Source organism: Streptomyces sp. BJ20, assembly GCF_022869105.1.
Lineage (GTDB): Bacteria > Actinomycetota > Actinomycetes > Streptomycetales > Streptomycetaceae > Streptomyces > Streptomyces griseoincarnatus.
Genome location: NZ_CP094918.1, coordinates 5,174,290 through 5,199,041, shown reverse-complemented (window position 1 = coordinate 5,199,041; position 24,752 = coordinate 5,174,290). Strand labels below are relative to the sequence as shown.

Annotated in this window: 23 protein-coding genes; 14 read left to right on the top strand and 9 right to left on the bottom strand. The window is 73.5% G+C overall.

Annotated features, from left to right (window positions below; translation table 11 throughout):
* The first annotated feature begins 135 nt into the window (after positions 1-135).
* From MTR79_RS23510 to MTR79_RS23475, 8 genes are all read left to right on the top strand, one after another.
* Positions 136-708, top strand: coding sequence for a hypothetical protein (locus MTR79_RS23510; RefSeq protein WP_086700395.1), 573 nt, complete (start codon positions 136-138; stop codon positions 706-708).
* Positions 708-1,325 carry a TetR/AcrR family transcriptional regulator gene (locus MTR79_RS23505; protein WP_086700393.1) on the top strand — a complete coding sequence of 206 codons (618 nt, stop codon included), beginning with the start codon at positions 708-710 and terminating at the stop codon, positions 1,323-1,325. Before MTR79_RS23510 ends, MTR79_RS23505 begins: the two co-directional genes overlap by 1 nt.
* Positions 1,326-1,426: 101 nt before the next feature.
* A complete protein-coding gene (locus MTR79_RS23500) occupies positions 1,427-3,691 on the top strand; it encodes a molybdopterin oxidoreductase family protein (RefSeq protein WP_086700392.1) in 2,265 nt (754 codons plus the stop codon).
* Positions 3,692-3,826: 135 nt separating this feature from the next.
* Positions 3,827-5,236, top strand: coding sequence for a citrate:proton symporter (locus tag MTR79_RS23495; RefSeq protein WP_086700390.1), 1,410 nt, complete (start codon positions 3,827-3,829; stop codon positions 5,234-5,236).
* A 42-nt stretch (positions 5,237-5,278) separates the two neighbouring features.
* Positions 5,279-6,523, top strand: a complete 1,245-nt coding sequence (locus tag MTR79_RS23490; protein WP_244791913.1) for an MFS transporter — start codon at positions 5,279-5,281, stop codon at positions 6,521-6,523.
* A gap of 227 nt (positions 6,524-6,750) precedes the next feature.
* On the top strand, positions 6,751-8,127 hold the full coding sequence (locus MTR79_RS23485) for an ABC transporter ATP-binding protein (RefSeq protein ID WP_244791912.1): 1,377 nt from the start codon (positions 6,751-6,753) through the stop codon (positions 8,125-8,127).
* Positions 8,128-8,219: 92 nt separating this feature from the next.
* On the top strand, positions 8,220-9,608 hold the full coding sequence (locus tag MTR79_RS23480) for an aldehyde dehydrogenase family protein (protein ID WP_086700386.1): 1,389 nt from the start codon (positions 8,220-8,222) through the stop codon (positions 9,606-9,608).
* A gap of 16 nt (positions 9,609-9,624) precedes the next feature.
* Positions 9,625-10,710: a Zn-dependent alcohol dehydrogenase gene (locus tag MTR79_RS23475; RefSeq protein WP_102640620.1), complete on the top strand. Its 1,086-nt coding sequence runs from the start codon at positions 9,625-9,627 to the stop codon at positions 10,708-10,710.
* Between the two features lie 346 nt (positions 10,711-11,056).
* Here the strand turns inward: MTR79_RS23475 and MTR79_RS23470 are convergent, their stop codons facing one another.
* From MTR79_RS23470 to MTR79_RS23460, 3 genes are all read right to left on the bottom strand, one after another.
* Positions 11,057-12,157, bottom strand: coding sequence for an alkene reductase (locus MTR79_RS23470; protein ID WP_244791911.1), 1,101 nt, complete (start codon positions 12,155-12,157; stop codon positions 11,057-11,059).
* 72 nt (positions 12,158-12,229) lie between these two features.
* Positions 12,230-12,832, bottom strand: coding sequence for an NAD(P)-binding domain-containing protein (locus tag MTR79_RS23465; protein ID WP_244791910.1), 603 nt, complete (start codon positions 12,830-12,832; stop codon positions 12,230-12,232).
* Complete coding sequence (locus MTR79_RS23460) at positions 12,829-13,851, bottom strand: zinc-binding dehydrogenase (RefSeq protein ID WP_244791909.1); 1,023 nt, start codon at positions 13,849-13,851, stop codon at positions 12,829-12,831. Before MTR79_RS23460 ends, MTR79_RS23465 begins: the two co-directional genes overlap by 4 nt.
* Before the next feature lie 94 nt (positions 13,852-13,945).
* Between MTR79_RS23460 and MTR79_RS23455 the strand changes: the two genes are divergently transcribed.
* A complete protein-coding gene (locus MTR79_RS23455) occupies positions 13,946-14,557 on the top strand; it encodes a TetR/AcrR family transcriptional regulator (protein WP_048459103.1) in 612 nt (203 codons plus the stop codon).
* Between the two features lie 25 nt (positions 14,558-14,582).
* On the opposite strand, the gene MTR79_RS23450 is transcribed toward MTR79_RS23455, so the two are convergent.
* Together MTR79_RS23450 and MTR79_RS23445 are read right to left on the bottom strand one after the other, a co-directional pair.
* Entirely contained in the window at positions 14,583-15,305 is a 723-nt protein-coding gene (locus tag MTR79_RS23450; protein ID WP_189365978.1) for a helix-turn-helix transcriptional regulator, read from the bottom strand.
* A gap of 667 nt (positions 15,306-15,972) precedes the next feature.
* Positions 15,973-16,614: a TetR/AcrR family transcriptional regulator gene (locus MTR79_RS23445; RefSeq protein ID WP_244791908.1), complete on the bottom strand. Its 642-nt coding sequence runs from the start codon at positions 16,612-16,614 to the stop codon at positions 15,973-15,975.
* A 93-nt stretch (positions 16,615-16,707) separates the two neighbouring features.
* Here MTR79_RS23445 and MTR79_RS23440 point away from each other — a divergent pair, with 93 nt between their 5' ends.
* From MTR79_RS23440 to MTR79_RS23430, 3 genes are all read left to right on the top strand, one after another.
* A complete protein-coding gene (locus tag MTR79_RS23440; RefSeq protein ID WP_086701494.1) occupies positions 16,708-17,859 on the top strand; it encodes an acyl-CoA dehydrogenase family protein in 1,152 nt (383 codons plus the stop codon).
* Positions 17,860-17,938: 79 nt separating this feature from the next.
* Complete coding sequence (locus MTR79_RS23435; RefSeq protein ID WP_048459099.1) at positions 17,939-18,226, top strand: YiaA/YiaB family inner membrane protein; 288 nt, start codon at positions 17,939-17,941, stop codon at positions 18,224-18,226.
* A 215-nt stretch (positions 18,227-18,441) separates the two neighbouring features.
* Positions 18,442-19,080 (top strand): TetR/AcrR family transcriptional regulator, encoded by a 639-nt coding sequence (locus MTR79_RS23430; RefSeq protein ID WP_086701493.1) that lies wholly within the window; start codon positions 18,442-18,444, stop codon positions 19,078-19,080.
* Here the strand turns inward: MTR79_RS23430 and MTR79_RS23425 are convergent.
* The gene (locus tag MTR79_RS23425) at positions 19,077-19,538 is read right to left on the bottom strand and encodes a MaoC family dehydratase (RefSeq protein ID WP_086701491.1); all 462 of its coding nucleotides are present in this window, start codon (positions 19,536-19,538) and stop codon (positions 19,077-19,079) included. The genes MTR79_RS23430 and MTR79_RS23425 overlap by 4 nt on opposite strands.
* Before the next feature lie 131 nt (positions 19,539-19,669).
* Here MTR79_RS23425 and soxR point away from each other — a divergent pair, with 131 nt between their 5' ends.
* Entirely contained in the window at positions 19,670-20,146 is a 477-nt protein-coding gene (gene soxR / locus MTR79_RS23420; RefSeq protein ID WP_086701490.1) for a redox-sensitive transcriptional activator SoxR, read from the top strand.
* Positions 20,147-20,182: 36 nt separating this feature from the next.
* Here the strand turns inward: soxR and MTR79_RS23415 are convergent, their stop codons facing one another.
* The 3 genes from MTR79_RS23415 to MTR79_RS23405 form a co-directional block, all read right to left on the bottom strand.
* On the bottom strand, positions 20,183-21,250 hold the full coding sequence (locus tag MTR79_RS23415) for an RNA ligase (ATP) (RefSeq protein ID WP_244791907.1): 1,068 nt from the start codon (positions 21,248-21,250) through the stop codon (positions 20,183-20,185).
* A 220-nt stretch (positions 21,251-21,470) separates the two neighbouring features.
* On the bottom strand, positions 21,471-22,073 hold the full coding sequence (locus MTR79_RS23410; RefSeq protein WP_048459094.1) for a hypothetical protein: 603 nt from the start codon (positions 22,071-22,073) through the stop codon (positions 21,471-21,473).
* A 465-nt stretch (positions 22,074-22,538) separates the two neighbouring features.
* Positions 22,539-23,795 (bottom strand): DUF1343 domain-containing protein, encoded by a 1,257-nt coding sequence (locus MTR79_RS23405; protein WP_189365974.1) that lies wholly within the window; start codon positions 23,793-23,795, stop codon positions 22,539-22,541.
* A 169-nt stretch (positions 23,796-23,964) separates the two neighbouring features.
* On the opposite strand from MTR79_RS23405, the gene MTR79_RS23400 reads away from it, so the two are divergent.
* Positions 23,965-24,738, top strand: coding sequence for an SDR family oxidoreductase (locus tag MTR79_RS23400; protein ID WP_048459092.1), 774 nt, complete (start codon positions 23,965-23,967; stop codon positions 24,736-24,738).
* Positions 24,739-24,752: the final 14 nt, after the last annotated feature.

Below are 24,752 nucleotides of genomic sequence, written 5' to 3'. Positions count from 1 at the left end.
ATTGCGGTTACCCGGGCGCAAGGGTGCCACGCGGTCTCGTCCGGGGCCGGACCTCCGCTCTCCCCTTCGCGGAGGATCAGGAACCAGACTCCAGGGGGATTCGCGCGTTCGGACCCCTGTTCTACGCTCCCCCGCATGACGTGGAGGTGGAGGACAGTCATCCCCGCGCTCGCGGTCTGTGTCGTCGTGCCGGCCGGATCCGCGGGCTGCGACACCCCGGGCGGCCGGGGGAGCGGCGAGGTGTCGTCCTCACCCGTGGGCCGGCTCCTCGACGAGCGTGACGAGGACGGCAGCCCCTACCGGGAGGTGGACGAGGAGGGCGCGCCCCAGGTCACCGTGGAGGTCGTCCCCGACGCCGAGGGGGGCTGGGACGTACGGCTGCGGGTGCGCAACTTCCGCTTCTCGCCCGACGGTACGGGCCGCCGCGCCGAGCCCGGCCGGGGCCTGGCGCACCTGGAGGTGAACGGCCGCCGCGTCGCCGTGCTGCGCACCCCCGAGTACCACCTCGCCCCCGGCGCCTTCCCGCGCGGCACCCACCAGGTCACCGCACGGCTGTACGCGGACGACGGGTCCGTGTGGGCCGTCGACGGCGAACCCGTGGAGAGCACCGCGGACATCACCGTCTCCGGGCAGGAGCCGACCCCGGAGTCGAGCGTGGAGCCCATCCCCGAGGGGCCCGGTTCACCGGAAGGGCCCGGGGAGGCATGATGAGGGCCGTGTCCCACACGCCATCGCTCCGCCGGGCGCCGGTGCAGCGGCGCAGCGCCGAACGGCTGGCCAGGATCCTCGACGCCTGCGCCGGACTCCTCGACGAGGTCGGCTACGACGACCTGTCCACCCGCGCGGTCGCCGAGCGCGCCGGGGTGCCCATCGGCTCCGTCTACCGCTTCTTCTCCAACAAACGCCAGATGGCCGACGCGCTCGCCCGGCGCAACCTGGAGCGCTTCACCGACCGCGTCACCGAACGGCTGGCCGTCACCGGCGACCGCGGCTGGCGGTACGCCATGGACGTCGTCCTCGACACGTACCTGGACATGAAGCGCACCGCTCCCGGCTTCTCCCTCGTCGACTTCGGCAACCAGATCCCCGTCGGGGCGCGCCGCGCCGAGCCCAACCACCGCGTCGCCGACCGGCTCGCCGCGCTCCTCTCCGGCCACCTCGGCCGCCCGGCCGACGACGACCTGCGCCGCACCTTCCTGGTGGCCGTGGAGGCCGCCGACGCCCTGGTCGACCTGGCGTTCCGGGTGGCGCCCGAGGGGGACGAGAAGGTCGTCGCCGAACTGCGCGCGCTGCTCCGGGCGTATCTGGCCCGCGTCCTGGACTGACCCCGGGTCCCGCCCGGATTCCCGCACGCCCTCCCCTCCATGCGTACCGGTCGGTATGCTCGGCTCGTCCATGCGTCACCGCCGCCGTACCGGGAGGACCCGTGTCCCGCACCGCCCTGCGTATCTGCCCCCTGTGCGAGGCCACCTGTGGCCTGGTCCTCACCGTCGACGACGGCAAGGTCACCGGCGCACGCGGCGACCGCGACGACGTGTTCAGCAAGGGCTTCGTCTGCCCCAAGGGCGCCGCCTTCCCGGAAGTGGACTCCGACCCCGACCGGCTGCGCACCCCGCTCGTCCGCGTCGACGGGGAACTGCGCGAGGCCACCTGGGAGGAGGCCTTCGACGCCGTCGCCGCCGGACTGCGCGGCACCGTCGACCGGTACGGCCCGCACGCCGTCGGCGTCGTCCTCGGCAACCCCAACGTCCACACCATGGCCGGCGCCCTCTACCCGCCCCTGCTCATCGGCGGGCTCGGCACCCACAGCCTCTTCACCGCGTCCACCGTCGACCAGATGCCCAAGCACGTCTCCAGCGGGCTCCTCTTCGGCGACGCCAACCTCATCCCCGTGCCCGACCTGGACCGCACCGACCATCTGCTGCTGATCGGCGCCAACCCGCTCGAGTCCAACGGCAGCCTCTGCACCGCGCCCGACTTCCCCGGCCGGCTCAAGGCGCTCAAGGCGCGCGGCGGCACTCTCACCGTCGTCGACCCGCGCCGCACCCGCACGGCCCGCCTCGCCGACCGGCACCTCGCCGTCCGCCCCGGCACCGACGCGCTGCTGCTCGCCGCGATCGCCCGCACCCTCTTCGACGAGGACCTCGCCGACCTCGGAGCCGCCGCCCCGCACATCGAGGGTCTCGCCGGACTCTCCGACGCCCTCGCCGACTTCACCCCCGAGGCGGTCGCCGGCGCCTGCGACGTCGACGCCGCCGTCATCCGCACCCTCGCCCGCGAACTCGCCGCCGCGCCCACCGCAGCCGTCTACGCCCGCATCGGCAGCTGCACCGTCCCGCACGGCACCCTCGCCAGCTGGCTCGTCGACGTCCTCAACGCCCTCACCGGCAACCTCGACCGGCCCGGCGGCGCGCTCTTCCCGCAGGCCGCCACCGACAGGACACCGCGCCCCGCGGGACCCGGCCGCGGCTTCGCCCTCGGCCGCTGGCACTCGCGCGTCAGCGGCCACCCCGAGGCCAAGGGCGAACTGCCGCTGTCCGCCCTCGCCGAGGAGATCGACACCCCCACCGAGGAGGGCGCCCCGGTCCGTGCCGTCGTCGCCGTCGGCGCCAACCCGGTGCTCTCCGCACCCGACGGCGACCGGCTGGACAAGGCGCTCGCCTCGCTCGACTTCATGGTGAGCGTCGACCCGTACCTCAACGAGACCTCCCGGCACGCCCACGTCGTCCTGCCGCCGCCTCCGCCGGCCCAGAGCCCCCACCACGACTTCGCGTTCAACACCCTCGCCGTGCGCAACCAGGTCCGCTACACGCGCCCCGCCGTGCCCCTCGAACCCGGCCGCATGGCCGAGACCGAGATCCTCGCCCGGATCGTCCTCGCCGCCACGGGCATGCACGGCGCCGATCCGTCCGCCGTGGACGACCTGGTGATCCGGCAGACCCTGGGCAAGGCCGTCCGCGAACCGCACTCCCCGGTCCACGGCCGCGACCCCAAGGAGCTCGCCGGCCTGCTCACCGGCGACAACGGCCCCGAACGGCGCCTCGACATGATGCTCCGCCTCGGCCCCTACGGCGACGGTTTCGGCGGCGACCCCGACGGGCTCACCCTGGAGAAGCTGCTCGCCCACCCGCACGGCATCGACCTCGGACCGCTGCGCCCGCGCCTGCCCCAGCCGCTGAAGACCCGCAGCGGCAAGGTGGAGCTGCTGCCCGGCCCGATCGCCGCCGACCTGCCCCGGCTGCGGGCCGCCCTTCGCGACCGCACCGACGGACTCGTCCTGGTCGGCCGCCGCCATCTGCGCTCCAACAACAGCTGGCTGCACAACGTGCCCGCCCTCACCGGCGGCTCCAACCGCTGCACCCTGCACCTCCACCCCGACGACGCACAACGCCTCGGCGTACGGGACGGGCAGCCCGTGCGGGTCAAGGGGGCCGGGGGAGAGGTGACCGTCCCCGCCGAGGTCACCGACGCCGTGCGCCGCGGAGTGGTGAGCCTGCCGCACGGCTGGGGCCACGACCGGCCCGGCACCCGCACCCGGCACGCCTCCGCGAATCCCGGCGTCAACGTCAACCAGCTCCTCGACGGCAGCCTCCTCGACCCGCTGTCCGGCAACGCGGTGCTCAACGGCGTGTCCGTCGAGGTGTCCCCGCAGCACGCCGAGGAACCGGAAACGGTCACCGCGCTGACCTGAGTAAACGCCTGACCTGGGGTTTTGCGCTTATTGCTCACGGTCTCACGTCTTGTTGACGCCGCCCGGGCGTACCTAACGTCGTCACACCGCCGGCCCTCGCCGGAAGTTCAAGGGCGAACGTTAGGTGTCCCATTCATGCTGACCATCCTCGGCTTCGCCATGATCGCGACCTTCCTGGTCCTGATCATGACGAAGAAGATGTCGCCGATCGCGGCGCTCGTGCTGATTCCCGCGCTGTTCTGCGTGGCCGCCGGCAAGGGCGCCCACCTCGGCGACTACGTCATCGACGGAGTGACCGGCCTCGCCCCGACGGCGGCGATGCTGATGTTCGCGATCGTCTACTTCGGCGTCATGATCGACGTCGGACTCTTCGACCCGGTCGTGCGCGGAATCCTCCGCTTCTGCAAGGCCGACCCGATGCGGGTCGTCGTGGGCACCGCCGCGCTCGCCGCGATCGTGTCGCTGGACGGCGACGGCTCCACCACCTTCATGATCACCGTCTCGGCGATGTACCCGCTGTACAAGCGGCTGGGGATGAGCCTGGTCGTGATGACCGGCGTCGCCGCCATGGCCAACGGCGTCATGAACACCGTCCCCTGGGGCGGCCCCACGGCCCGCGCGGCCACCGCCCTGAAACTCGACGCCGCGGACATCTTCGTCCCGATGATCCCCGCCCTGCTTGTCGGCCTGCTGGGCGTCCTCGGCCTCGCCTACGTGCTGGGGCTGCGGGAGCGCAGGCGGCTCGGGGCGCTGCGGATCGCCGACGATGAGTCCGTCGAGACGAAGGAGACGGTGCTGGTCGGCGCGGGCGCGGGCGCGGGTGCCGGTGGCGGACGTCTCGGGAAGCGGCCCGTCGGAGGCGGTACGGGCGAGGCGGACGGCGGGGACGACGACGGGGACCTCCTCAAGGGCCTCGACCCGGACCGGCCCACCCTGCGGCCGCGCCTGTACTGGTTCAACGCGCTGCTCACCGGCACCCTGATCACGGCGATGATCCTGGAACTGCTGCCCATCCCGGTGCTGTTCCTGCTGGGCGCCGCGCTCGCCCTCTCCGTCAACTACCCTCGCCTGCCCGACCAGAAGGCCCGCATCGCGGCCCACGCCGACAACGTCCTCAACGTCTCCGGCATGGTCTTCGCCGCCGCCGTCTTCACCGGCGTCCTCCAGGGCACCGGCATGGTCGACAGCATGGCGGGCCGGCTGGTCGACGCCGTCCCCGAGGGACTGGGCCCGCACATGGCCCTCGTCACGGGCGTGCTGAGCCTGCCGCTCACCTACTTCATGTCCAACGACGGCTTCTACTTCGGCGTCCTGCCCGTGCTCGCCGAGGCCGGGGCGGCCCACGGCGTCACTCCGCTGGAGATGGCCCGCGCCTCCCTCGTCGGCCAGCCGCTGCACATGTCGAGCCCGCTCGTCCCCGCGGTGTACGTCCTCGTCGGCATGGCCCGGGTCGAGTTCGGCGACCACACACGGTTCGTGGTCAAGTGGGCGGCGCTGACGTGCCTGCTGATCCTGACGGCCGGAATCCTCTTCGGCACGATCTGACCCCGCGCCGCACCCCCCCCGCATCTCTGGGAGGACCTCGTCATGACGCCCGGCGGGAACCGCGGCTGGCTGCTCCGCCTCGTCGTCGCCTTCGGCTTCGCGCAGGCGGCCGTGTCGATGGCCCGGCCCGCCGTCTCCTACCGGGCGCTGGCCCTCGGCGCGGACGAGCGCGCGGTCGGCGTCATCGCGGGTGTCTACGCGCTGCTGCCGCTGTTCGCCGCCGTCCCGCTCGGCCGGCGCACCGACCACGGCCGCTGCGCGCCGCTGCTGCCGACCGGCGTGGTGCTGATCTCCGCGGGCTGCGCGCTCAGCGGCGTCGCCGGATCGCTGGGGGCGATGGCGCTGTGGAGCGGGGTGATGGGCCTCGGGCACCTGTGCTTCGTGATCGGCGCGCAGTCGCTCGTGGCCCGCCGGTCCGCGCCGCACGAACAGGACCGCAACTTCGGGCACTTCACCATCGGCGCCTCGCTGGGGCAGCTCGCCGGGCCCGTCGCGGCGGGGGCGCTGATCGGCGCGGACACGGCCCGCACCAGCGCGGTCGCCCTCCTCGCCGCGGGAGCGGGCGGCGCCGTCGCGCTCACCTCGCTGTGGCGCGTCGAGGAAGCGGGGGCGGTGAAACCCCGTGCGTCGCGGGACGACCGGGTGCCGGTGCGGGGCATCCTGCGGGCGCGCGGGGTGCCGGCGGGCATGCTGATCAGCGTGGCGGTGCTGTCGGCGACCGACATCCTCACGGCGTATCTCCCTGTGGTCGGCGAGCACCGGGGGATCGACCCGGCGGTGGTCGGCCTGCTGCTCAGCCTGCGCGCGGCGGCGACGATCGCCTGCCGGCTGGTCCTCACCCCGCTGCTGCGACTGCTCGGCCGTCGGGCCCTGCTCACGGTGACGTGCCTGCTGGCGGCGGAGCTGTGCGCGGCGGTCGCGCTGCCGCTGGCGGTGCCGTCTCTGGCGCTCGTCCTCGCGGCCCTCGGCTTCTGCCTGGGCGTGGGCCAGCCGCTCTCCATGACCACGGTCGTCCAGGCCGCCCCGCCCGCGGCCCGCTCCACCGCCCTGGCCCTCCGCCTGACAGGCAACCGCCTCGGCCAGGTCGCGGCCCCAGCGACGGCGGGCCTGATCGCCGGAGTGGCGGGAGTGGCGGCCCCGTTCGTGATGCTGGGCGCGCTGTTGCTGGCGTCGGCGGGCGTGGCGGTACGCACGCCGCCGGGTCCGGCGCCGGACGGCCAGGCGGCCGGCACGGCACCCGCCGGGTCCCCGCCCGAGGCACCGGGCAAGTGCACCGCCCCGCGGTGAGCCGCCAGGGAAGGGATGAGGGCTCTCAGTCCCCCCCGCACGTGCCGCCGTCTCGAACGCTTGCCTCCGGTTTCTCACAAGGCGGACGGAACGCCCCGATCTCGTCCGTTGTCTTCCCCGGCCGCCTACTTTCCGTTAGCTTCCGTGACTCACACGCCCCGTACGACCCGCACGGGGCGTCCGACCGCGGAGCAGCAGCGCCCTGATGAGCCCCCGGGGGCACTTTCATGACACGCGCCATCACCCTGCACGACGTGAGCAAGTCCTACACGCGAGGTGCTCGCGTGGTCGACCGGTTGTCCCTGGCCATCACCCCGGGTGAGTTCCTCGTCCTGCTCGGCCCGTCCGGCTGCGGCAAGTCCACCGTGCTGCGCATGATCGCGGGCCTTGAGGAGATCGACGAGGGCAGCCTCTTCCTCGACGGCGAGTACGCCAACGAACTGCCGCCGTCCGAACGGGACATGGCGATGGTGTTCCAGAACTTCGCCCTGTACCCGAGCATGACCGGCCGGGACAACATCGGCTTCCCCCTCCGCATCGAGGCCCCAGGCGACGACCCGTCGCCCAAGGTGGACGCCACGGCCCGGATGCTGGGCATCGAGGACCTCCTCGACCGTTTCCCCGCCCAGCTCAGCGGTGGTGAGCGTCAGCGCGTGGCGATGGGCCGGGCCATCGCCCGCCGCCCCTCCGCCTTCCTGATGGACGAGCCGCTGTCCAACCTCGACGCGAAGCTCCGCAACCACGTCCGCGCGGAGATCTCGCAGCTCACGCAGCAGTTGGGGGTCACCACCGTCTACGTCACCCACGACCAGTCGGAGGCGATGTCGCTCGGCGACCGGGTCGCCGTGCTCCGCGGCGGCGTCCTCCAGCAGGTCGGCACGCCCCGCGCGGTGTACTCGCTCCCCGAGAACGTCTTCGTGGCCGCCTTCATCGGCACCCCGCGCATCAACCTCCTGCGGGGCCTGGTCCGCGCACCGCTGGACGGCGCGATGACCGTCAGCCTGGGCAAGCAGTTCCTGCGGCTGCCCGAACCGCTGTCCCTCGACCACCAGCTGCTCCGGGTGCAGCAGGGCCGCGAGGTCATCGTGGGCCTGCGTTCCGAGGCCGTGCGGATCGCCAAGCCATCCGCCGCGCGCCCCGGCGAGGTGCCCCTCACCGGTCTGGTGGAGCACCTGGAGTTCCAGGGCCACGAGGTACTGGTGCACTTCAACACCGGCTCCCGCCCCGCCGTCGTCCCCGAGCTGGAGGCCCCGCGCCCGGCCCCCGGACGGGCGGGTGTCCGGCGCCGCCGCCGTGAGGGCGGCACGGTGCTGGAACGCCTCCGGGAGCGCGCGGGCGCCCTCCGGGCGAGCCCCGTACGCACGGGCGCCGTGGCCACCCTGGACGGATCCGACCGCCCGGGCCCTGGCGACACGTCCTCCGCGCCCGCCTCCGCCGAACCCCGCCTCCCCGGCGACCTCATCGTCCGCACCACGCCCGACATCCGCCTCCGGTACGGCATGCAGGTGCCGCTCCTGGTCGACCTCGCCCACCTCTTCGTCTTCGACCAGCACGGTCAGAGGATCTGCCCCAGCCCGGACCGCCTGCCCGACCTGGAGGAGTGAGCGGCGGCACGCGGCCGACCCTCTGGCGCGGGAAAACTAACATCGCTAGTTTAGGTGTCCGCACAGGACGCCCCCGCCCCGGAGGAACCGCGATGAAGGCATACGACGGCATGTACATCGACGGCGCCTGGCGCCCCGCCGCCGGCCCCGACGTGATCGAGGTCGTCGGCCCGGCGGACGAGCAGGTGATCGCCACCGTCCCCGCGGGCACCGTGGAGGACGTCGACGCCGCCGTGCGCGCCGCCCGCGCGGCCCTCCCGGCCTGGGCCGCCACCCCGCCCGCCGAGCGCGCGGCCCGTCTCGCCGCGCTGCGGGACCAGCTGCACGCCCGCAGGGACGAGATCGCCGCGACGGTCACCGCCGAGCTCGGCGCGCCCGAGAAGCTCTCCCGGACCGTCCACGCCGGCGTGCCGGTCGCGGTCGCCGGCTCGTACGCCGAGCTGGCGTCGACGTACTCCTTCGAGGAGAAGATCGGCAACTCGGCCGTGTACCACGAACCGGTCGGCGTGGTCGCCGCGATCACCCCGTGGAACTACCCGCTGCACCAGATCGTCGCCAAGGCGGCCCCGGCCCTCGCCGCCGGCTGCACGATCGTGGTGAAGCCCGCCGAGAACACCCCGCTGGTCGCCCGGATCTTCGCCGAGTGCGTGCACGAGGCCGGCGTCCCGGCGGGCGTGTTCAACCTGGTCACCGGCCTCGGCGCGGTGGCCGGACAGGCGCTCGCCGAGCATCCGGACGTCGACCTGCTGTCCTTCACCGGCTCCACCGCCGTCGGCCGTCGGATCGGCGCGATCGCCGCCGGCATGGTGAAGCGGGTCGCGCTGGAGCTCGGCGGCAAGTCCGCCAACGTCATCCTGCCCAGCGCCGATCTCGCCCGCGCCGTCAACGTCGGCGTCGCCAACGTGATGTCCAACTCCGGCCAGACGTGCAGCGCCTGGACCCGCATGCTGGTCCACCGCGACCGGTACGACGAGGCCGTGGAGCTGGCCGCGGCCGCCGCCGCCAAGTACGGCGACCGCATCGGCCCCCTCGTCAGCGCCCGCCAGCGGGACCGCGTGCGCGGCTACATCGAGAAGGGCGTCGCCGAGGGGGCCCGCCTCGTCGCGGGCGGCCCCGAGGCCCCGCGCCCACAGGGCTGGTACGTCAGCCCAACCGTCCTCGCCGACGTCACTCCGGACATGACCGTCGCGCAGGAGGAGATCTTCGGCCCCGTGCTGTGCGTACTGCGCTACGAGGACGAGGACGACGCCCTGCGGATCGCCAACGGCACCGTCTACGGCCTGGCCGGCGCCGTCTGGGCCGGTGACGAGGCGGAGGCCGCCGCCTTCGCCCGCCGCATGGAGACCGGCCAGGTCGACATCAACGGCGGCCGGTTCAACCCGCTGGCGCCGTTCGGCGGCTACAAGCAGTCGGGCGTGGGCCGCGAACTCGGTGTCCACGGACTGACCGAGTACCTCCAGACCAAGTCCCTCCAGTTCTAGGGAAGTCGAGATCCTCATGGCCGTACGAGCCGCCGTTCTGCCCGCCGTGGGCGCCCCGTTGGAGATCACCGGGGTCGACCTGCCCGAGCCCGGGCCCGGTGAGGTGCGCGTCCGCCTCGCCGCCGCCGGGGTGTGCCACTCCGACCTGTCCCTGTCCGACGGCACCATGCGCGTGCCCGTCCCGGCGGTCCTCGGCCACGAGGGCGCCGGCACCGTCGCCGCCGTCGGCGAGGACGTCACCCATGTCGCCCCCGGCGACGGCGTCGTCCTCAACTGGGCGCCCTCCTGCGGCGCCTGCCCCGCCTGCGGGCGCGGCGAGGTGTGGCTGTGCGCGCACGCCCTGGACGGGGCCGCCCGCGTGCACGCCCGCCGCGCCGACGACGGCACCGAACTGCACCCGGGCCTGAACGTGGCCGCGTTCGCCGAGGAGACCGTGGTGCCCGGCGCGTGCGTGCTGCCCGCCCCGGACGGCGTCCCCCTCGCCGACGCCGCCCTGCTCGGCTGCGCCGTCCTCACCGGCTACGGCGCCGTCCACCACTCCGCCCGCGTCCGTGAGGGTGAGACCGTCGCGGTGTTCGGCGTCGGGGGAGTGGGCCTCGCCGCGCTCCAGTCGGCCCGGATCGCGGGCGCCGCCACGATCGTCGCCGTGGACGTCTCCCCGGAGAAGGAGGAACTGGCCCGCGCGGCCGGCGCCACCGAGTACGTCGTCGCCTCCGACACCACCGCCCGCCAGATCCGCGCCCTCACCGGGAAGCAGGGCGTGGACGTCGCGGTGGAGTGCGTCGGGCGGGCGAGCACCATCCGCACCGCCTGGGAGTCCACCCGGCGCGGCGGACGCACCACGGTCGTCGGCATCGGCGGCAAGGAGGAGAAGGTCTCCTTCAACGCCCTGGAGATCTTCCACTGGGGCCGCACCCTCGCCGGCTGCGTCTACGGCAACTCCGACCCCGCCCGCGACCTGCCGGTCCTCGCCGGGCACATCCGCTCCGGCGCCTTCGACCTGGGCGCCCTGGTCACCGAGCGGATCACCCTGGACGGCATCCCGGCCGCCTTCGACACCATGATCGCCGGCAAGGGAGGCCGCGCGCTGGTCGTCTTCTGAGCCACGCCGGTGCGACCGCGCCCCCAGGGGCGCGGGGAACTGCGCGAGCAACCCTCAGGGCGCGGCACCTGCCCCCCGCTCGGGGAGTCCCCAGGGGCGCGGGGAACTGCGCGAGCAACCACGATGGCGCGGCACCTGCCCCCCGCTCGGGGAGTCCCCAGGGGCGCGGGGAACTGCGCGAGCAACCACGATGGCGCGGCACCTGCCCCCCGCTCGGGGAGTCCCCAGGGGCGCGGGGAACTGCGCGAACAACCCCCACGGCGCCGCACCCGCCCCCGTCCCCCGCCACCCCCGTCCCCGCCCCCCGAACCGGTGAAGGAGGCGGCCGCGGCGCCGTCGACGCGCCCTACGGCCGGCCGGCGGCGGGATAGTCGGTGTACCCCCGCTCACCGCCCGAGTAGTACGTCTCGCGGTCGCCCTCGGCGAGCGGAAGGCCCTGGGCGAACCGCTCCACCAGGTCCGGGTTCGCGATGTACGGCGCCCCGAAGGACACCGCGTCGGCCAGCCCCCGCGCGATCAGGTCGTTGCCGCTCTCCCGGGTGAACCCGAGGTTGGCGACGACCGACCCCCGGTAGTGCGCGCGGAAGCGGCCGAACGCGGTGAGCGTGTCGTCACCGCCCGCGCCCCCGTCCGGGCCGACCAGATGCAGATAGGCCAGGTCGCAGTCGCCGAGCCGCTTGAGCAACTGGTCGTAGTCGGCGAGCAGTTCTTCGTCCGCGGTGAAGGTGGTCCCGTTCCGCCAGTAGGGGGAGAGCTTCACACCGACCCGGTCGGCGCCCCACACCTCGGTGACGGTGTCCACGATGTCGAACAGGAGCCGCGCCCTGTTCTCGGCGCTGCCGCCGTAGGCGTCGGTGCGCCGGTTGAGGCGGGGGTTGAGGAACTGGGCGATGAAGTGGTTGCCCTGCGCGTGGATCTCCAGACCGTCGAAACCGGCGCGCCGGGCGTTCTCGGCGGCCCGGCGGTAGTCGTCGAGAGTGGCGGCGATCTCCGCGCCGGTCAGGGCGCGGGGCGTGACCGTCTCCTTCGGACCGTCGTGCGTGTACGACATCTCGTGCGGGTTGACCGCCGAGGGCGCCACGGGGAGCCGGCCGCCGAGGTGGTCCGGGTGGGAGAGGGCGCCGAGGTGGCCGATCTGCGAGACGATCCTGCCGCCCGCCGCGTGCACGGCGTCGGTGACCTGGGCCCATGCGGCGGTCTGCGCGTCCGTCCAGATGCCGGGGACGTTGATGTAGCCGACGGCGTCCGGGCCGACCCAGGTCCCCTCGGAGACGATCAGCCCGGCACTCGCGCGCTGTGTGTAGTACGCGGCGTGCAGGGCGGTCGGGACCAGCTCCGCATTGGTGGCCCGGGCGCGGGTCATGGGCGCCATGAGGACACGGTTGGGAAGGTCGAGCGCGCCCAGGCGGACGGGCCGGAGGAGGGGCTGGGAGGCGGTGTCGGACATGGGTGATCTCTTTCTCTCGTACGTTTCTCTTGGATGAGGCAGGGGACGGGCGCCGCGCCCGTGGAGAGGTGCTCAGTCCTGCTTGAGGACGTGCAGTCCCGACAGCGGCCCGCCGAGCTGGATCAGACGGCCGCCCTCCCGGAGCGGACCGAGGTCGACGGGGGCGAAGCCGAAGGAATCGGCCAGACGCTCCACGGTCCGCTTGGCGTCCGGGTCGTCGCCGGCCAGGAACAGCACCTGCCGCCCGGCCGCGTGCCGCGGGTCGGCCGCGATGTACTGCGCGAAGAGGGCGTTGAACGCCTTCACCACACGCGCCCCCGGCAGCAGGGACGCCACGTACTCGCTGCCGGTGAGGTCGCCCAGGTCGGCGATCCTCGGGGTCGGGGGAAGGGACGCGAACTGGTTGGTGGCGTCGACGACCACGGTGCCGTCCAGGCGGGGGAGGGAGGCGGCGACCTCCGGCACGCGCGGCCAGCCGACCGCGAGCACGACGAGGCCGGCGGCGGCCGCCTCCGCCGGGGTCCCGGCACTCGCGAGCGGGCCCAGCTCCCGCACCAGCGGGGTCAGTGAGGCGGGCCCGCGGCTGTTGCTGAGGACGACCTCGTGGCCTCGGCGGATCGCGTGCCGGGCGAGGGCCTGGGCGACGGTTCCGGCGCCGAGCATGCCGATCCTCATCGCGCGCCCCCGGTCTCAGGCGGTGAGGTGAGCAGCACGGTGCCGCTCTTGCCCGGGCGGCGGGCATGCTCCACGGCGGCCTTGACGTCGGCCAGGTCGTAGCGGGCCGCGACCTCCAGCAGTTCCGGGGACGTGCGCGCCAGGTCCACGGCGAACGCGACGTCCTCCGCCTGCTGCCCGGTGGTCCGGTCGGTCCAGTGCCAGATGGTCACACCCCGGATCGTCAGGCCCCGGTTGACGAACGGCAGGTCGTCCAGCGCGGTGCTGCCGGAACCGAGCCGGCCGTAGCCGATCAAGGTGCCGCCGTCGGCGAGCAGGGCGGCGAGGTCCCGGGTGAGTGAGCCGCCGACGCAGTCCAGGACGGCCCGCGCGCCCTCGCCGCCGGTCGCGCGGCGTACCTGCTCCCGCCAGTCGGCGTCCGACGTGGAGATCACGGGCTGCGCGGGGAACAGCTCGCGCAGCGCCCGCGCCCCGGCCGCGCTGCGCACCAGGTTGACCAGGCGCAGGCCCTGGCGGTCGGCGCGCGCGGCGACGAGCCGGCCGACGGATGAACCGGCAGCGGTCTGCACGACCGGGCCGTCGTGCCCGTCCAGGGCCTGCTCCACCGCCCGGTGCAGCATCAGCAGCGTCAGCGGGTTGACCAGCATCAGCGCGGCGGTGTCGTCCCCGACCTCGTCCGGCACGGGCACGGCGCGTTCGGCCGGGACCACGACGTACTCGGCCCAGGTGCCCGGCGCGGGGAACACCGCGACGCGCTCGCCGGGGCGCGGCGCCCGCACGCCCGCGCCGGTGCTCTCGACGACGCCCATTCCCTCCACGCCGGGGGTCAAGGGCTTCGACTCCTGGTCCGGGAGGCCGGGCAGGCCGCCTTCGACGGCGACCAGGTCGCCCGGGTGGACGGGCCGGACCAGCAGACGGACCAGGACCTCTCCGGCGCCGGGATGCGGCCGGCCGGCTTCCTCCCGCACGTCGAGGACCTCGGCGGGGTCCCCACGGCGGGTGTGCACGACGGAGCGCATGACTCCTCACCACCTTTTAATGATGATCGACATTAAAATAATGATGAGGGGTAACCTTGAAAACGTCAAACAGCGTCGGAGCGGGAGGGCGGGCATGCCGCGGATCACCAAGGAAGAGAAGGCCAGGAACCGGCAGAACATCGTCGAGGCGGCCGGACGCATGTTCCGCGCGCAGGGCATCGACGCCGTCGGCATCGCCGACCTGATGAAGGAGGCGGGTCTCACCCACGGCGGCTTCTACAACCACTTCGCCTCCAAGGACGACCTGGCCGCCGAGGTCTGCAACGCCTCGTTCGCCGCCTCACTGGGCGTGCTGCGGCAAGCCGTCGAGGAGGGGGACGTGCCTGCCGGGCCGCCGCTGCGGCGGGTGGTGGAGGACTACCTCTCCGCGGAGCACCGCGACGCCCCCGACGGCGGCTGCCCCTCCGCCTCGCTCGTCATCGACGCGGGACGGCACACCGAGGCGGTGCAGCGGTCGTACGCGGCCGGGGTGGAGGGCTACCTCGCCGGATTCGCCGGGGAGTTCGCCCGCGAAGCCGGCGAGGGGGAGGACGGCGAGGTCACTCCCGAGGAGGCGCGGGAGCGTGGTGTGCTGCTGCTCAGCAGGATGGTCGGTGCGATGGTGCTGGCGCGGGCGGTGCGGCATGTCGAGCCGGAGCTGTCCGACGAGATTCTGCGTACGTGCCGGGCGCACGCCCTGGACTGACCCGCGCCGGGTGTCCGGGCGCGGGTCAGCGCAGCGTCGCCGTGTCGATCCCCAAGAGGTCGGTGAGCGCCCGCTCCCCGGCGCCGGTCACCTTCACGGCGCGGCTCGAGCCGATCCGTACGCACCAGCCCTGGTCCAGGAGGTGCCGGCACAGGGCCGCGCCCGCCGCCCCCGCCAGGTGCGGGCGGCGCTCCGTCCAGTCCAGGCAGGCGCGGGCGAGCGGGCGCCTGCCCCGCCGGCCGAGGTCCGCGCCGAGCGCGCCGAACCAGTCCAGCCCCGCGTCGGTGAGCGCGAACCCGGTGTCCTGGCGCAGGAGCCCGCGCGCGGTGAGGGCGTCGGTGACGGCGATCCCGAGCCGCCCGGCGAGATGGTCGTAGCAGGTACGGCCGCGTGCCATCGCGGAGTCCGCGCCGGACTGCCGCAGGCCGCGCGGCGGTTCGGCGGCGTCGGGGGCGATGTGCGCCGTGAGGTCCTCCACGAGCTGGGCGACCCGGGCGTCCGCCAGCCGCACGTACCGGTGCCTGCCCTGCCGCTCCTCGGCCAGCAGCCCGCCGCCGACCAGCTTGCCCAGGTGCTCGCTGAGCGTGGACGCGGCGACTCCGCAGTGCCGCGCCAGCTCACCCGCCGTCCAGGCCCGCCCGTCCAGCAGCGCGAGCAGGCACGCGGCCCGCGTCTCGTCCGCGGCCAGCGCGGCGAGGCGGGCGACGGCGCCGGCCCTGGGGTCCTTGAAGGTCATGCCCTCCAGCATGCGGCAGGAACGGTTCGGCGGGTGCCGAACCGTGCACGGGCCGCGGACGGCGGCGCCCGCAGGGTGCGTTGAGGATCGGTCCCGACCCGACGAGCGGGCGTCGGGGTCGCCCCCAGAGGCGCGGGGAACTGCGCGAGCGCCCCCCGCCGGGCCGCTCGGCGGGCGGAGGTGTGGGTCCACGGTGCGGGGTTGTGGGTCGTGCCCCGCGCGGCAAGCGCGCTCTCAGGGGCGCGGGGAACTGCGTGAGCGCCTCTCGCCGGGCCGCTCGGCGGGCGGAGGTGTGGGTCCACGGTGCGGGGTTGTGGGTCGTGCCCCGCGCGGCAAGCGCGCTCTCAGGGGCGCGGGGAACTGCGCGAGCGCCCTCCGCCGGGCCGCTCGGCGGGCGGAGGTGTGGGTCCACGGTGCGGGGTTTTGGGTCGTGCCCCGCGCGGCAAGCGCGCTGTCAGGGGCGCGGGGAACTGCGTGAGCGCCCCTCGCCGGGCCGCGCGGCGGGCGGAGGTGTGGGTCCACGGTGCGGGGGTTGTGGGTCGTGCCCCGCGTGGCAAGCGCGCTGTCAGGGGCGCGGGGAACTGCGTGAGCGCCCCCCACCGGGCCGCACGGCGGGGCGGAAGCTCGGGTCCACGGTTCCGGATCCGCCCCGGCGCCGCGCCCGCCGGCCCGGGCGCCGTCAGGTGCGTTGCCGTACCTGCTCGTACTGCAGGGCGAGCCCGTCCAGCAGTACCGTCAGGCCCGTTTCGAAGGCGCGTTCGTCGATCTTCTCCTGCTGCTCCGCGAGGAGATGTGCCTGACCCAGGTGCGGGTAGTCCGCGGGGTCGTAGGCGCTCGCGTCGTCCACGAAGCCGCCGGCGAACGAGCCGAGCGCCGAGCCCATGATGAAGTACCGCATCAGCGCGCCGATGGACGTGGCCTGCGCGGGCGGCCAGCCCGCCTCGACCATCGCCCCGTAGGCCGCGTCGGCCAGCCGCAGCGCCGCCGGGCGGCGGCCGGGGCCGCGGGCCAGCACCGGGACGATGTTGGGGTGGTCGCGCAGCGCGTTGCGGTAGGACACCGCCCAGTCGTGCAGCGCCGTCCGCCAGTCCCGGCCGTCCTCGAACATCGACAGGTCGACCTGCGCGCTCACCGAGTCCGCCACCGCCTCCAGGATCTCGTCCTTGGTGCGGAAGTGGTTGTAGAGCGACGGCCCGCTCACCCCGAGCTCGGCGGCGAGACGGCGGGTGGAGACCGCCGTCAGTCCTTCCGCGTCCACCAGCGCACGCGCCGTCTCCACGATCCGGTCGGTGCTGAGCAAGGGCTTGCGCGGTCGGGCCATGGCGCACATAGTAGGGCTGCGGTCGTAAACTAGCACTGCTAATTTACCCGTACGCGATCACGCGCGTCTCACATTCACATGGGGTGACTCGGGATGAACCTGGAGCTGAGTGACGAGCAGGAGGCGGTTCGCCGGCTCGCCCGGGACTTCGTGCGGCGCGAGGTCACGCCGTACGCCGCCGCCTGGGACCGCGCGGAGGAGGTGGACCGGGGCATCGTGAAGAAGCTCGGCGAGGTCGGCTTCCTCGGGCTGACCATCGACGAGGAGTACGGCGGGTCCGGCGGCGACCACCTCGCGTACTGCCTGGTCACCGAGGAGCTGGGGCGCGGGGACTCCTCCGTGCGCGGCATCGTCTCCGTGTCCCTCGGGCTGGTCGCCAAGACGATCGCCGCGTGGGGGACCGAGGAGCAGAAGCGGAGCTGGCTGCCGGGGCTGACCTCCGGCGCGTACGTCGGCTGCTTCGGGCTGACCGAGCCCGGCACCGGCTCCGACGCGGGGAATCTCGCCACGCGGGCGGTGCGGGACGGTGACGAGTACGTCATCGACGGCTCGAAGATGTTCATCACGAACGGGACGTGGGCGGACGTGGTGCTGCTGTTCGCGCGCTCCACGGACGCGCCTGGGCACAAGGGCGTCTCGGCCTTCCTGGTGCCGGCCGACACGGCGGGGCTGACCCGCCGCGCCGTGCACGGCAAGCTGGGGCTGCGGGGTCAGGCCACGGCCGAGTTGGTGTTCGACGGGGTGCGGGTGCCCGCGTCCGCGATGCTCGGCGAGGAGGGGAAGGGGTTCTCCGTCGCCATGTCCGCCCTGGCGAAGGGGCGGATGTCGGTCGCGGCGGGCTGCGTCGGGATCGCCCAGGCCGCGCTGGACGCGGCGGTGGCCTACGCGGGGGAGCGGGAGCAGTTCGGCAAGCCGATCGCGGGGCACCAGCTGGTCCAGGAGCTGATCAGCGACATCGCCGTCGACGTGGACGCGGCGCGGCTGCTCACCTGGCGGGTCGCCGATCTGATCGACCGGGGGAAACCGTTCGCCGTGGAGTCGTCCAAGGCGAAGCTCTTCGCCTCGGAGGCGGCGGTACGGGCCGCGAACAACGCGCTGCAGGTGTTCGGCGGGTACGGCTACATCGACGAGTACCCGGCGGGGAAGCTGCTGCGCGACGCGCGCGTGATGACGCTGTACGAAGGCACCAGCCAGATACAGAAGCTGGTCATCGGGCGTGCGCTGACGGGGATTTCGGCGTTCTGAGGACCGGGCCGGCGAACTGAGTACGGTATGAGTATCTCGGCGGATGTGGTCGCGGCCACATCCGCCGATTCTGTTCCGCATGAGCGAGACACCGGTCAAGCAGCAGAGCACGGCGGCCTTCTACGGTCAGGCCGTGGCTTCCTTCGCCCTGGCCCTCGGGGCCACCGCCGTCGGCATCTACAACCTGGAGACGGACGCGTGGGTCCGCGGCTTCCTGAGCATCGCGGTTCTCTACCTGGTCACGTCGGCCTTCACCCTGGCCAAGGTCATCCGTGACCGACAGGAGGCGGGACAGATCGTCAACCGGGTCGACCAGGCCCGCCTGGAGAAGATGCTGGCCGACTACGACCCGCTGCAGAAGCTGTGAGGGTGCGGGTGTGTGCGCGGGCACGGGACGCCTACGGCGGGTGGGTGGAGCGGGGTCGGGGCGGACGTCCTCGCTCCGGCGCGAAGCGCAACCCCCCGGCCGGCCGCCCCGCAGCGCGCTGCGAACCCGCGTCCCGGAAACGCCCGCAGGGCACGCTAAGCGCTCGCTCACCCTTGCCGGTAGGATGACGATCCTGTCAGCGAATGGGGTGAGCGATGAGTACGGCGGAGGAGACGGCCGGCGGTGAGACGCAGCCGTGGGGTGAGGTCACGCCCGACGCGGCCCGGCGACTGCTGCTCGCCGCCGTGGAGGCCTTCGCGGAGCGCGGCTACCACGCCACGACGACCCGCGACATCGCGGGCCGCGCCGGCATGAGCCCGGCCGCGCTCTACATCCACTACAAGACCAAGGAAGAGCTGCTCCACCGCATCAGCCGCATCGGACACGAGAAGGCGCTGGACATCCTGCGCACCGCGTCCCGCGGCGAGGGCACCGCGACCGAGCGGCTCGCCGACGCGGTCAGCTCGTTCGTCCGCTGGCACGCGCGCGGCCGTACGACCGCCAGGGTCGTGCAGTACGAGCTCGACTCGCTGGGCCCGGACGCCCGCGCGGAGATCGTCGGCCTGCGCCGCCAGGTCGACGCCGAGGTGCGGGGGATCATCGAGGACGGCGTCCGCTCAGGCGAGTTCGACGTCCCGGACGTGCCGGGCACCACGCTCGCCGTGCTGTCCCTGTGCATCGACGTGGCCCGCTGGTTCAACGTCGACGGGCCCCGCACCCCGGAGGAGGTCGGCGCACTCTACGCCGACCTCGTGCTCCGCATGGTGGGGGCCAGGAACGCCGGAACCGCCTAGAGGTAGTACCGGGCCACCGACTCCGCCACGCACACCGGCTTGTCGCCGCCCTCGCGCTCCACGGTGAAGGCGGTGGCGACCTGGACGCCGCCCGCGACCTCGTCCACGGCGCTGATCCTCGCCGTGGCGCGCAGGCGCGAGCCGACCGGCACGGGGGCCGGGAAGCGCACCTTGTTCGTGCCGTAGTTGACGCCCATCCTCACGCCCTCGACGGACAGCAGTTGCGGGCCGAACAGCGGCAGCAGCGACAGCGTCAGATAGCCGTGCGCGATGGTCGTGCCGAACGGGCCCGCCGCGGCCTTCTCCGGGTCCACGTGGATCCACTGGTGGTCGCCGGTGGCCTCGGCGAACAGGTCGATCCGCTTCTGGTCGATCTCCAGCCAGTCGGTGTACCCCAGCTGCTCGCCCACCGCCGCCTTCAGGTCGTCGACGGACGTGAAGATCCTCGGCTCTGCCATGTCCCGGCCTCTCGCGTCACGTAATCGCAGGCGCATCCGCGTGCGCATGCCTAAGCAACTGCTTAGCATGGTCGGCCGTGGGGCCGCTGTCAACGGACGGGCCGCCGGACGCGGTCGGTAGGCTTCGGGGAGTGCACCGGATTCCAGAGAAGATCCACGAGCTCACCGTCGGCCAGCTCTCCGCCCGCAGCGGGGCCGCCGTGTCGGCCCTCCACTTCTACGAGGCCAAAGGGCTGATCCGCAGCCGGCGCACCTCCGGCAACCAGCGCCGCTACACCCGTGACACCCTGCGCCGCGTCGCTTTCATCCGCGCCGCCCAGCGCGTCGGCATCCCGCTCGCCACGATCCGTGAGGCTCTCGCCGAGCTGCCCGAGGAGCGCACACCCACGCGCGACGACTGGGCGCGGCTCTCCGAGGCGTGGCGGTCCGAACTGGACGAGCGCATCCGGCAGCTGAACCGGCTGCGCGACCACCTGACCGACTGCATCGGCTGCGGCTGTCTCTCGTTGGAGAGCTGCGTGCTGTCCAACCCCGACGACGTCTTCGGCGAGCGCCGCACCGGCTCCCGGCTCATGGTGGAGAGCGGCAGGAAGAACTCCGGCGGTTGACGGAGGGCGGGCGGCCACCCGCCGCCCGCCCCTGGCTCACTCGTACTCCGTGCCGCCCTTGCGGGTCAGATACGCCGGGCTCACCGCCTTAGCGATGGCCCGGCCGCCCGTCACCGGGCTGTGCCGCTCGGTCACCGGCCGGATCACCACGCCCTCCCGGATGTGCAGTTCCCTGCCGGACACCGTCTCCCGGCCGCCGGCCAGCTCCATCACCCGCTCGCTGTCGTACGGGCCGGTCCAGAGGCGGGGCACCAGCGGCAGGCGGCCCCCGAGGAGCTCCGCCGCGTCCAGCCAGCGCACCTGCCCGTCGATCTCCGCGGACACGTCGAACGCGGCGTACCCGAGGGTGTCGCGCCGCCCGTCCGCGCCGTACGACAGGTCCTGCACGCCCGCGCCGTACACCTCGCCGAAGACGCCGACCCGCCGCGCGCCGAGCCGGGCCGCGAGCTCGGCGGCCGCCTCGGCGACGCCGTGGCCGCGCACCGCGCGCCAGTACAGGTTGCGCGGGTCCTCCTTCAGAGCGAGGGACTTCGATCCGAAGCCCTTCGAGGAGACGTACACGCGGTCCTCGTCCGCGGCGTACGTCAGCAGGCAGGCCGTGCCGTGCAGCTTCTCCGTGACCACGACGTGTTCGCCGGGGGAGAAGATGCCGGGGTGGCGCTGGAGGTTCTCGATGTCGACCCAGGGCAGCAGGGCGGGCGCGGACTCCACCTCGCCGCTCATGGCCGGCGGGACCGGCGGCACCCACTTGGTGACGCCGAGCAGCTCCGCGAGGTCGGTGCCGTCGGCGGCGGCCCGTACCAGGTCGACGTCCGCGAGCGCCTTCGGGCGGCACACGATGCCCTGCGACAGCTCGCCGCGCAGCCGGACCGCCTTGACCCGGTCGTGGTTCCCGCCCGCCAGCCGGCCGGTCAGGCCCAGCTCGTCGATCAGGACGGGCGGCAGCACGGACTGCTCGGGGATGTACACGGCGGCGTCGCCCGTGCGGTAGGCGCCCTTGGCGACGACGGCCCGGTACAGCCCCACCTGGGCCAGCTCCAGGGCGTCGGCGTTCGGATGCGGGTGGACGGTCAGTATCTCGGCGGTGACGCGCAGCGTCGACATCGGAACGGCTCCCAGGTTCTCAGGTGGGTTTCATCAGCCCCAACTGTCCTGAGAACAAAACCGTGGAACGACCGGTTTACCGCCTGCTACCGTCCCGGGGCGCCGGGGGTGCGGCATCCTGGCGCGCACCCCCTGCCCCCCGTTGCTCCGGCCGCTCGTCACCGTGTCCGGCTGTCGCTCGTCGCTCTCGTCGGTCGTGTCGTCCTCGTCGTCCGCCGGGTCAGGCGGAGACCAGCAGCCTCGCGCGGCGGGACTCCGCGAGGGCCGCCGGGGACAGCACGGGACGCGGGACCAGGATGCCGCACTCCGTGCACACCGGGCCCGACGAGGGTTCGTGATCCAGGTCGTGGCGCCAGACGAGCCGTGCTCCTCCGCACACGGGGCAGGACGAGCCCGGCTCACGCTCCAGCGCGGCGATCAGCCGCCGGAGCACCTCCGCCATGGGCTCCGTCGGGTGCACCCGCGGGTCGTCGCACCAGGCGACCCCGAAACCTCCCCAGGTCATCCGGTGCCAGTCGTCCACAGTGCCCGGCCTGCGCAGACCATCGTGCTTCTCCTTCCTGCGGCGCTCGGCGAACTCCACCTCGTACGCCAGCCAGACCGCCCGGGCCTCCTCCAGCTCGTCCAGTGCGGCCACGAGCCGCGCCGGGTCGACGGAGCGGTCCTCGGGATCGAACCCGGCCCGCGAGCACAAGTGGTCCCAGGTCGCGCGGTGCCCGTACGGGGCGAACCGCTCCAGGCACTTGCGCAGCGAGTAGCGCCGCAGCGCCAGATCGCACCGGGGATCTCGGACCTGTCTCGCCAGACTTCGGAAACCGGCCATCGTCCTGCACCTCCGTCACACCTGCACCTGTAATCCGGTCACTTCGGCGTCGTCGAACGGACGTCGCCGAATAGACGTGTCGGCGCGCGATTCGGCTCCATCCTTTTTCCGATGGCCCCCTCAGCCGGCCGCGGGGAACGCCGGGCCAACTCCCTTGGCCCGTAATTAAGTTGTCGTCGTCGCGGGGATACCGGCGGTAACCGGCCCCTGTCCCTTCCTGCGGAGGGGCGGCCCTTTTCCCGACGCTCTGAGAACTCCCCGCGGCTTCCACGGGTTCCTGAACACCCCGCCGATATGCACACCGATCACCGGTCCGTCGGCCGGTAAACCTCGCGTCACCCGGGGCGCGGCGCTGACAGCGCAGGTCACGGCGGTGGGCGGGGCGGAAAAGGAGGCGTGAACGCGACGGCGGCGGATCGCCGTCCCGCGATCCGCCGCCGCCCACGTGCCCCGGCCGGCCGAGGCCTACCGGTAGAGCAGATGCTCGCGCCGCTTCCGGCGGAACGCCGCCAGCTCGCTCTGCCAGCCCGCCACCACCTCGTCCGTGTCCGCGCCCGCGTCGATCATCGTGCGGACCTGGGTGGAGCCGGTGAGCTTGTCGATCCAGTTGTCCGCGCGCCAGGCGAAGCCGTCCCACGACCGCTTCGCCGTGATCAGCAGGCCGATGCCGGTCCGCACCGGGTCGAACCGCTCGCGGTCGTGCACATGCAGCTGCACACCCCCGATGGTCTTCCCCTGGAACTTCGAGAACGTCGGCGCGAAGTACGCCTCACGGAACCGCACGCCGGGCAGCTCCAGCTCGTTCGCCGCGGCCGCCCAGCGTCCGTCGACGCCCTCCGCGCCCAGCAGCTCGAACGGCCGGGTGGTGCCGCGCCCCTCCGACAGGTTCGTGCCCTCGAACAGACACGTCCCCGAGTACACCAGCGCCGTCTCCGGCGTCGGCATGTTCGGGCTCGGCGGCACCCACGGCAGACCGGACGCGTCGTAGAAGTCCGACCGCTTCCAGCCCGACATCTTGACGGTCTCCAGGGCGACGGGCGTCTCGAGGAACTCCGCGTTGAAGAGCAGCGCCAGCTCCGCCACCGTCATCCCGTGCGCCTGCGAGATCGGCTGCCGTCCGACGAACGTGGCGAACTCCTCGTGCAGCACCGGCCCCAGCGCCGCCCGTCCGCTCACCGGGTTCGGCCGGTCGAGCACCACGAACGACAGGCCCGCGAGCCGCGCCGCCTCCATGCAGTCGAAGAGCGTCCAGATGTACGTGTAGAAGCGGGCGCCGGCGTCCTGGATGTCGAAGACCACCGTGTCCACGCCGGACGCCGTGAAGATGTCGGCGAGGTCCTGACCGCTCTTCAGGTAGGTGTCGTAGACGGGCAGACCGGTCGCCGGGTCGTCGTGGCGGCCCTCGGAGCCGCCCGCCTGAGCGGTGCCCCGGAAACCGTGCTCGGGGCCGAAGACCGCGGTCAGGTCCACTTGGTCGTCGGCGTGCATCACGTCGACGATGTGCCGCACGTCGCGGGTGATGCCGGTGGGGTTGGTGACCACGCCCACCCTGCGGCCGTCGAGCAGCGCGTAGCCGTCCGCCGCGAGCCGTTCGAACCCGGTGCGCAGCGTGCGGCCGCCGCCGTGCCCCGACCCCGGCCCCGGCGCGGCGGCGGCCGGCGCGGCGGAGGCCGCGACCGCGGCCGTGGTGGTGGCGAGCAGGCTCCGTCGGGACAGCCTCATGCGGTGACCTCCGTGATCGCGGTACATGTCATGGCCACGCACGCTAGCGCGCGCGGCCGCCCCGGGGAACGAGCGGGACCGATGCCACGCGGAACGCCTCTTCCTCACGGCATACCGACCGGTTAGTCTGACGCGGTCAGGCGTTCGCGAGCCGCGTCGGAGGAGACCGATGGTGCAAGCCGTGCAGGGTGCGAAGGTGGTCGTCACGGGAGCCGGGGGCGGTATCGGAGCGGCACTCGCCCGTCGTTTCGCCGCGCAGGGGGCGCGGGTCGTGGTCAACGACCTGGACGCCGCCCGCGCCAAGGCCGTCGCCGAGGAGATCGGCGGTCACGTGGTGGCGGGCGACGCCTCCTCGGTCGTCGACGAGGCCCGGGACGCCCTCGGCGGGACGGTCGACGTCTGGTGTGCCAACGCCGGGGTCGGCCGCGACGGCGGGGAGCCCGGGCAAGCGCTGCGCGAGGAGGACTGGGCGCTGTCCTGGGACGTCAACGTGATGGCGCACGTCCGCGCGGCGCACGCGCTGCTCCCCGAGTGGCTGGAGCGCGGCAGCGGCCGTTTCGTCTCCACCGTCTCCGCCGCCGGACTGCTCACCATGATCGGCACCGCCCCCTACAGCGTCACCAAGCACGGCGCCTACGCCTTCGCCGAGTGGCTCTCGCTGACGTACCGCCACCGCGGGGTGAAGGTGCACGCCATCTGCCCGCAGGGCGTGCGCACCGACATGCTCGACGCCAGCGGCAGCGCCGGGGACCTCGTGCTGAAGCCCACCGCGATCGCGCCGGAGGACGTGGCCGACGCCCTGTTCGAGGGCATCGAGCAGGACCGCTTCCTGATCCTGCCGCACCCCGAGGTCGCCGAGTACTACCGTGCCCGCGCGGCCGACCCCGAGCGCTGGCTCGGCGGCATGAACCGCGTCCAGCGGCAGTGGGAGACCACGCGCTGACACCCGCGCCGGCA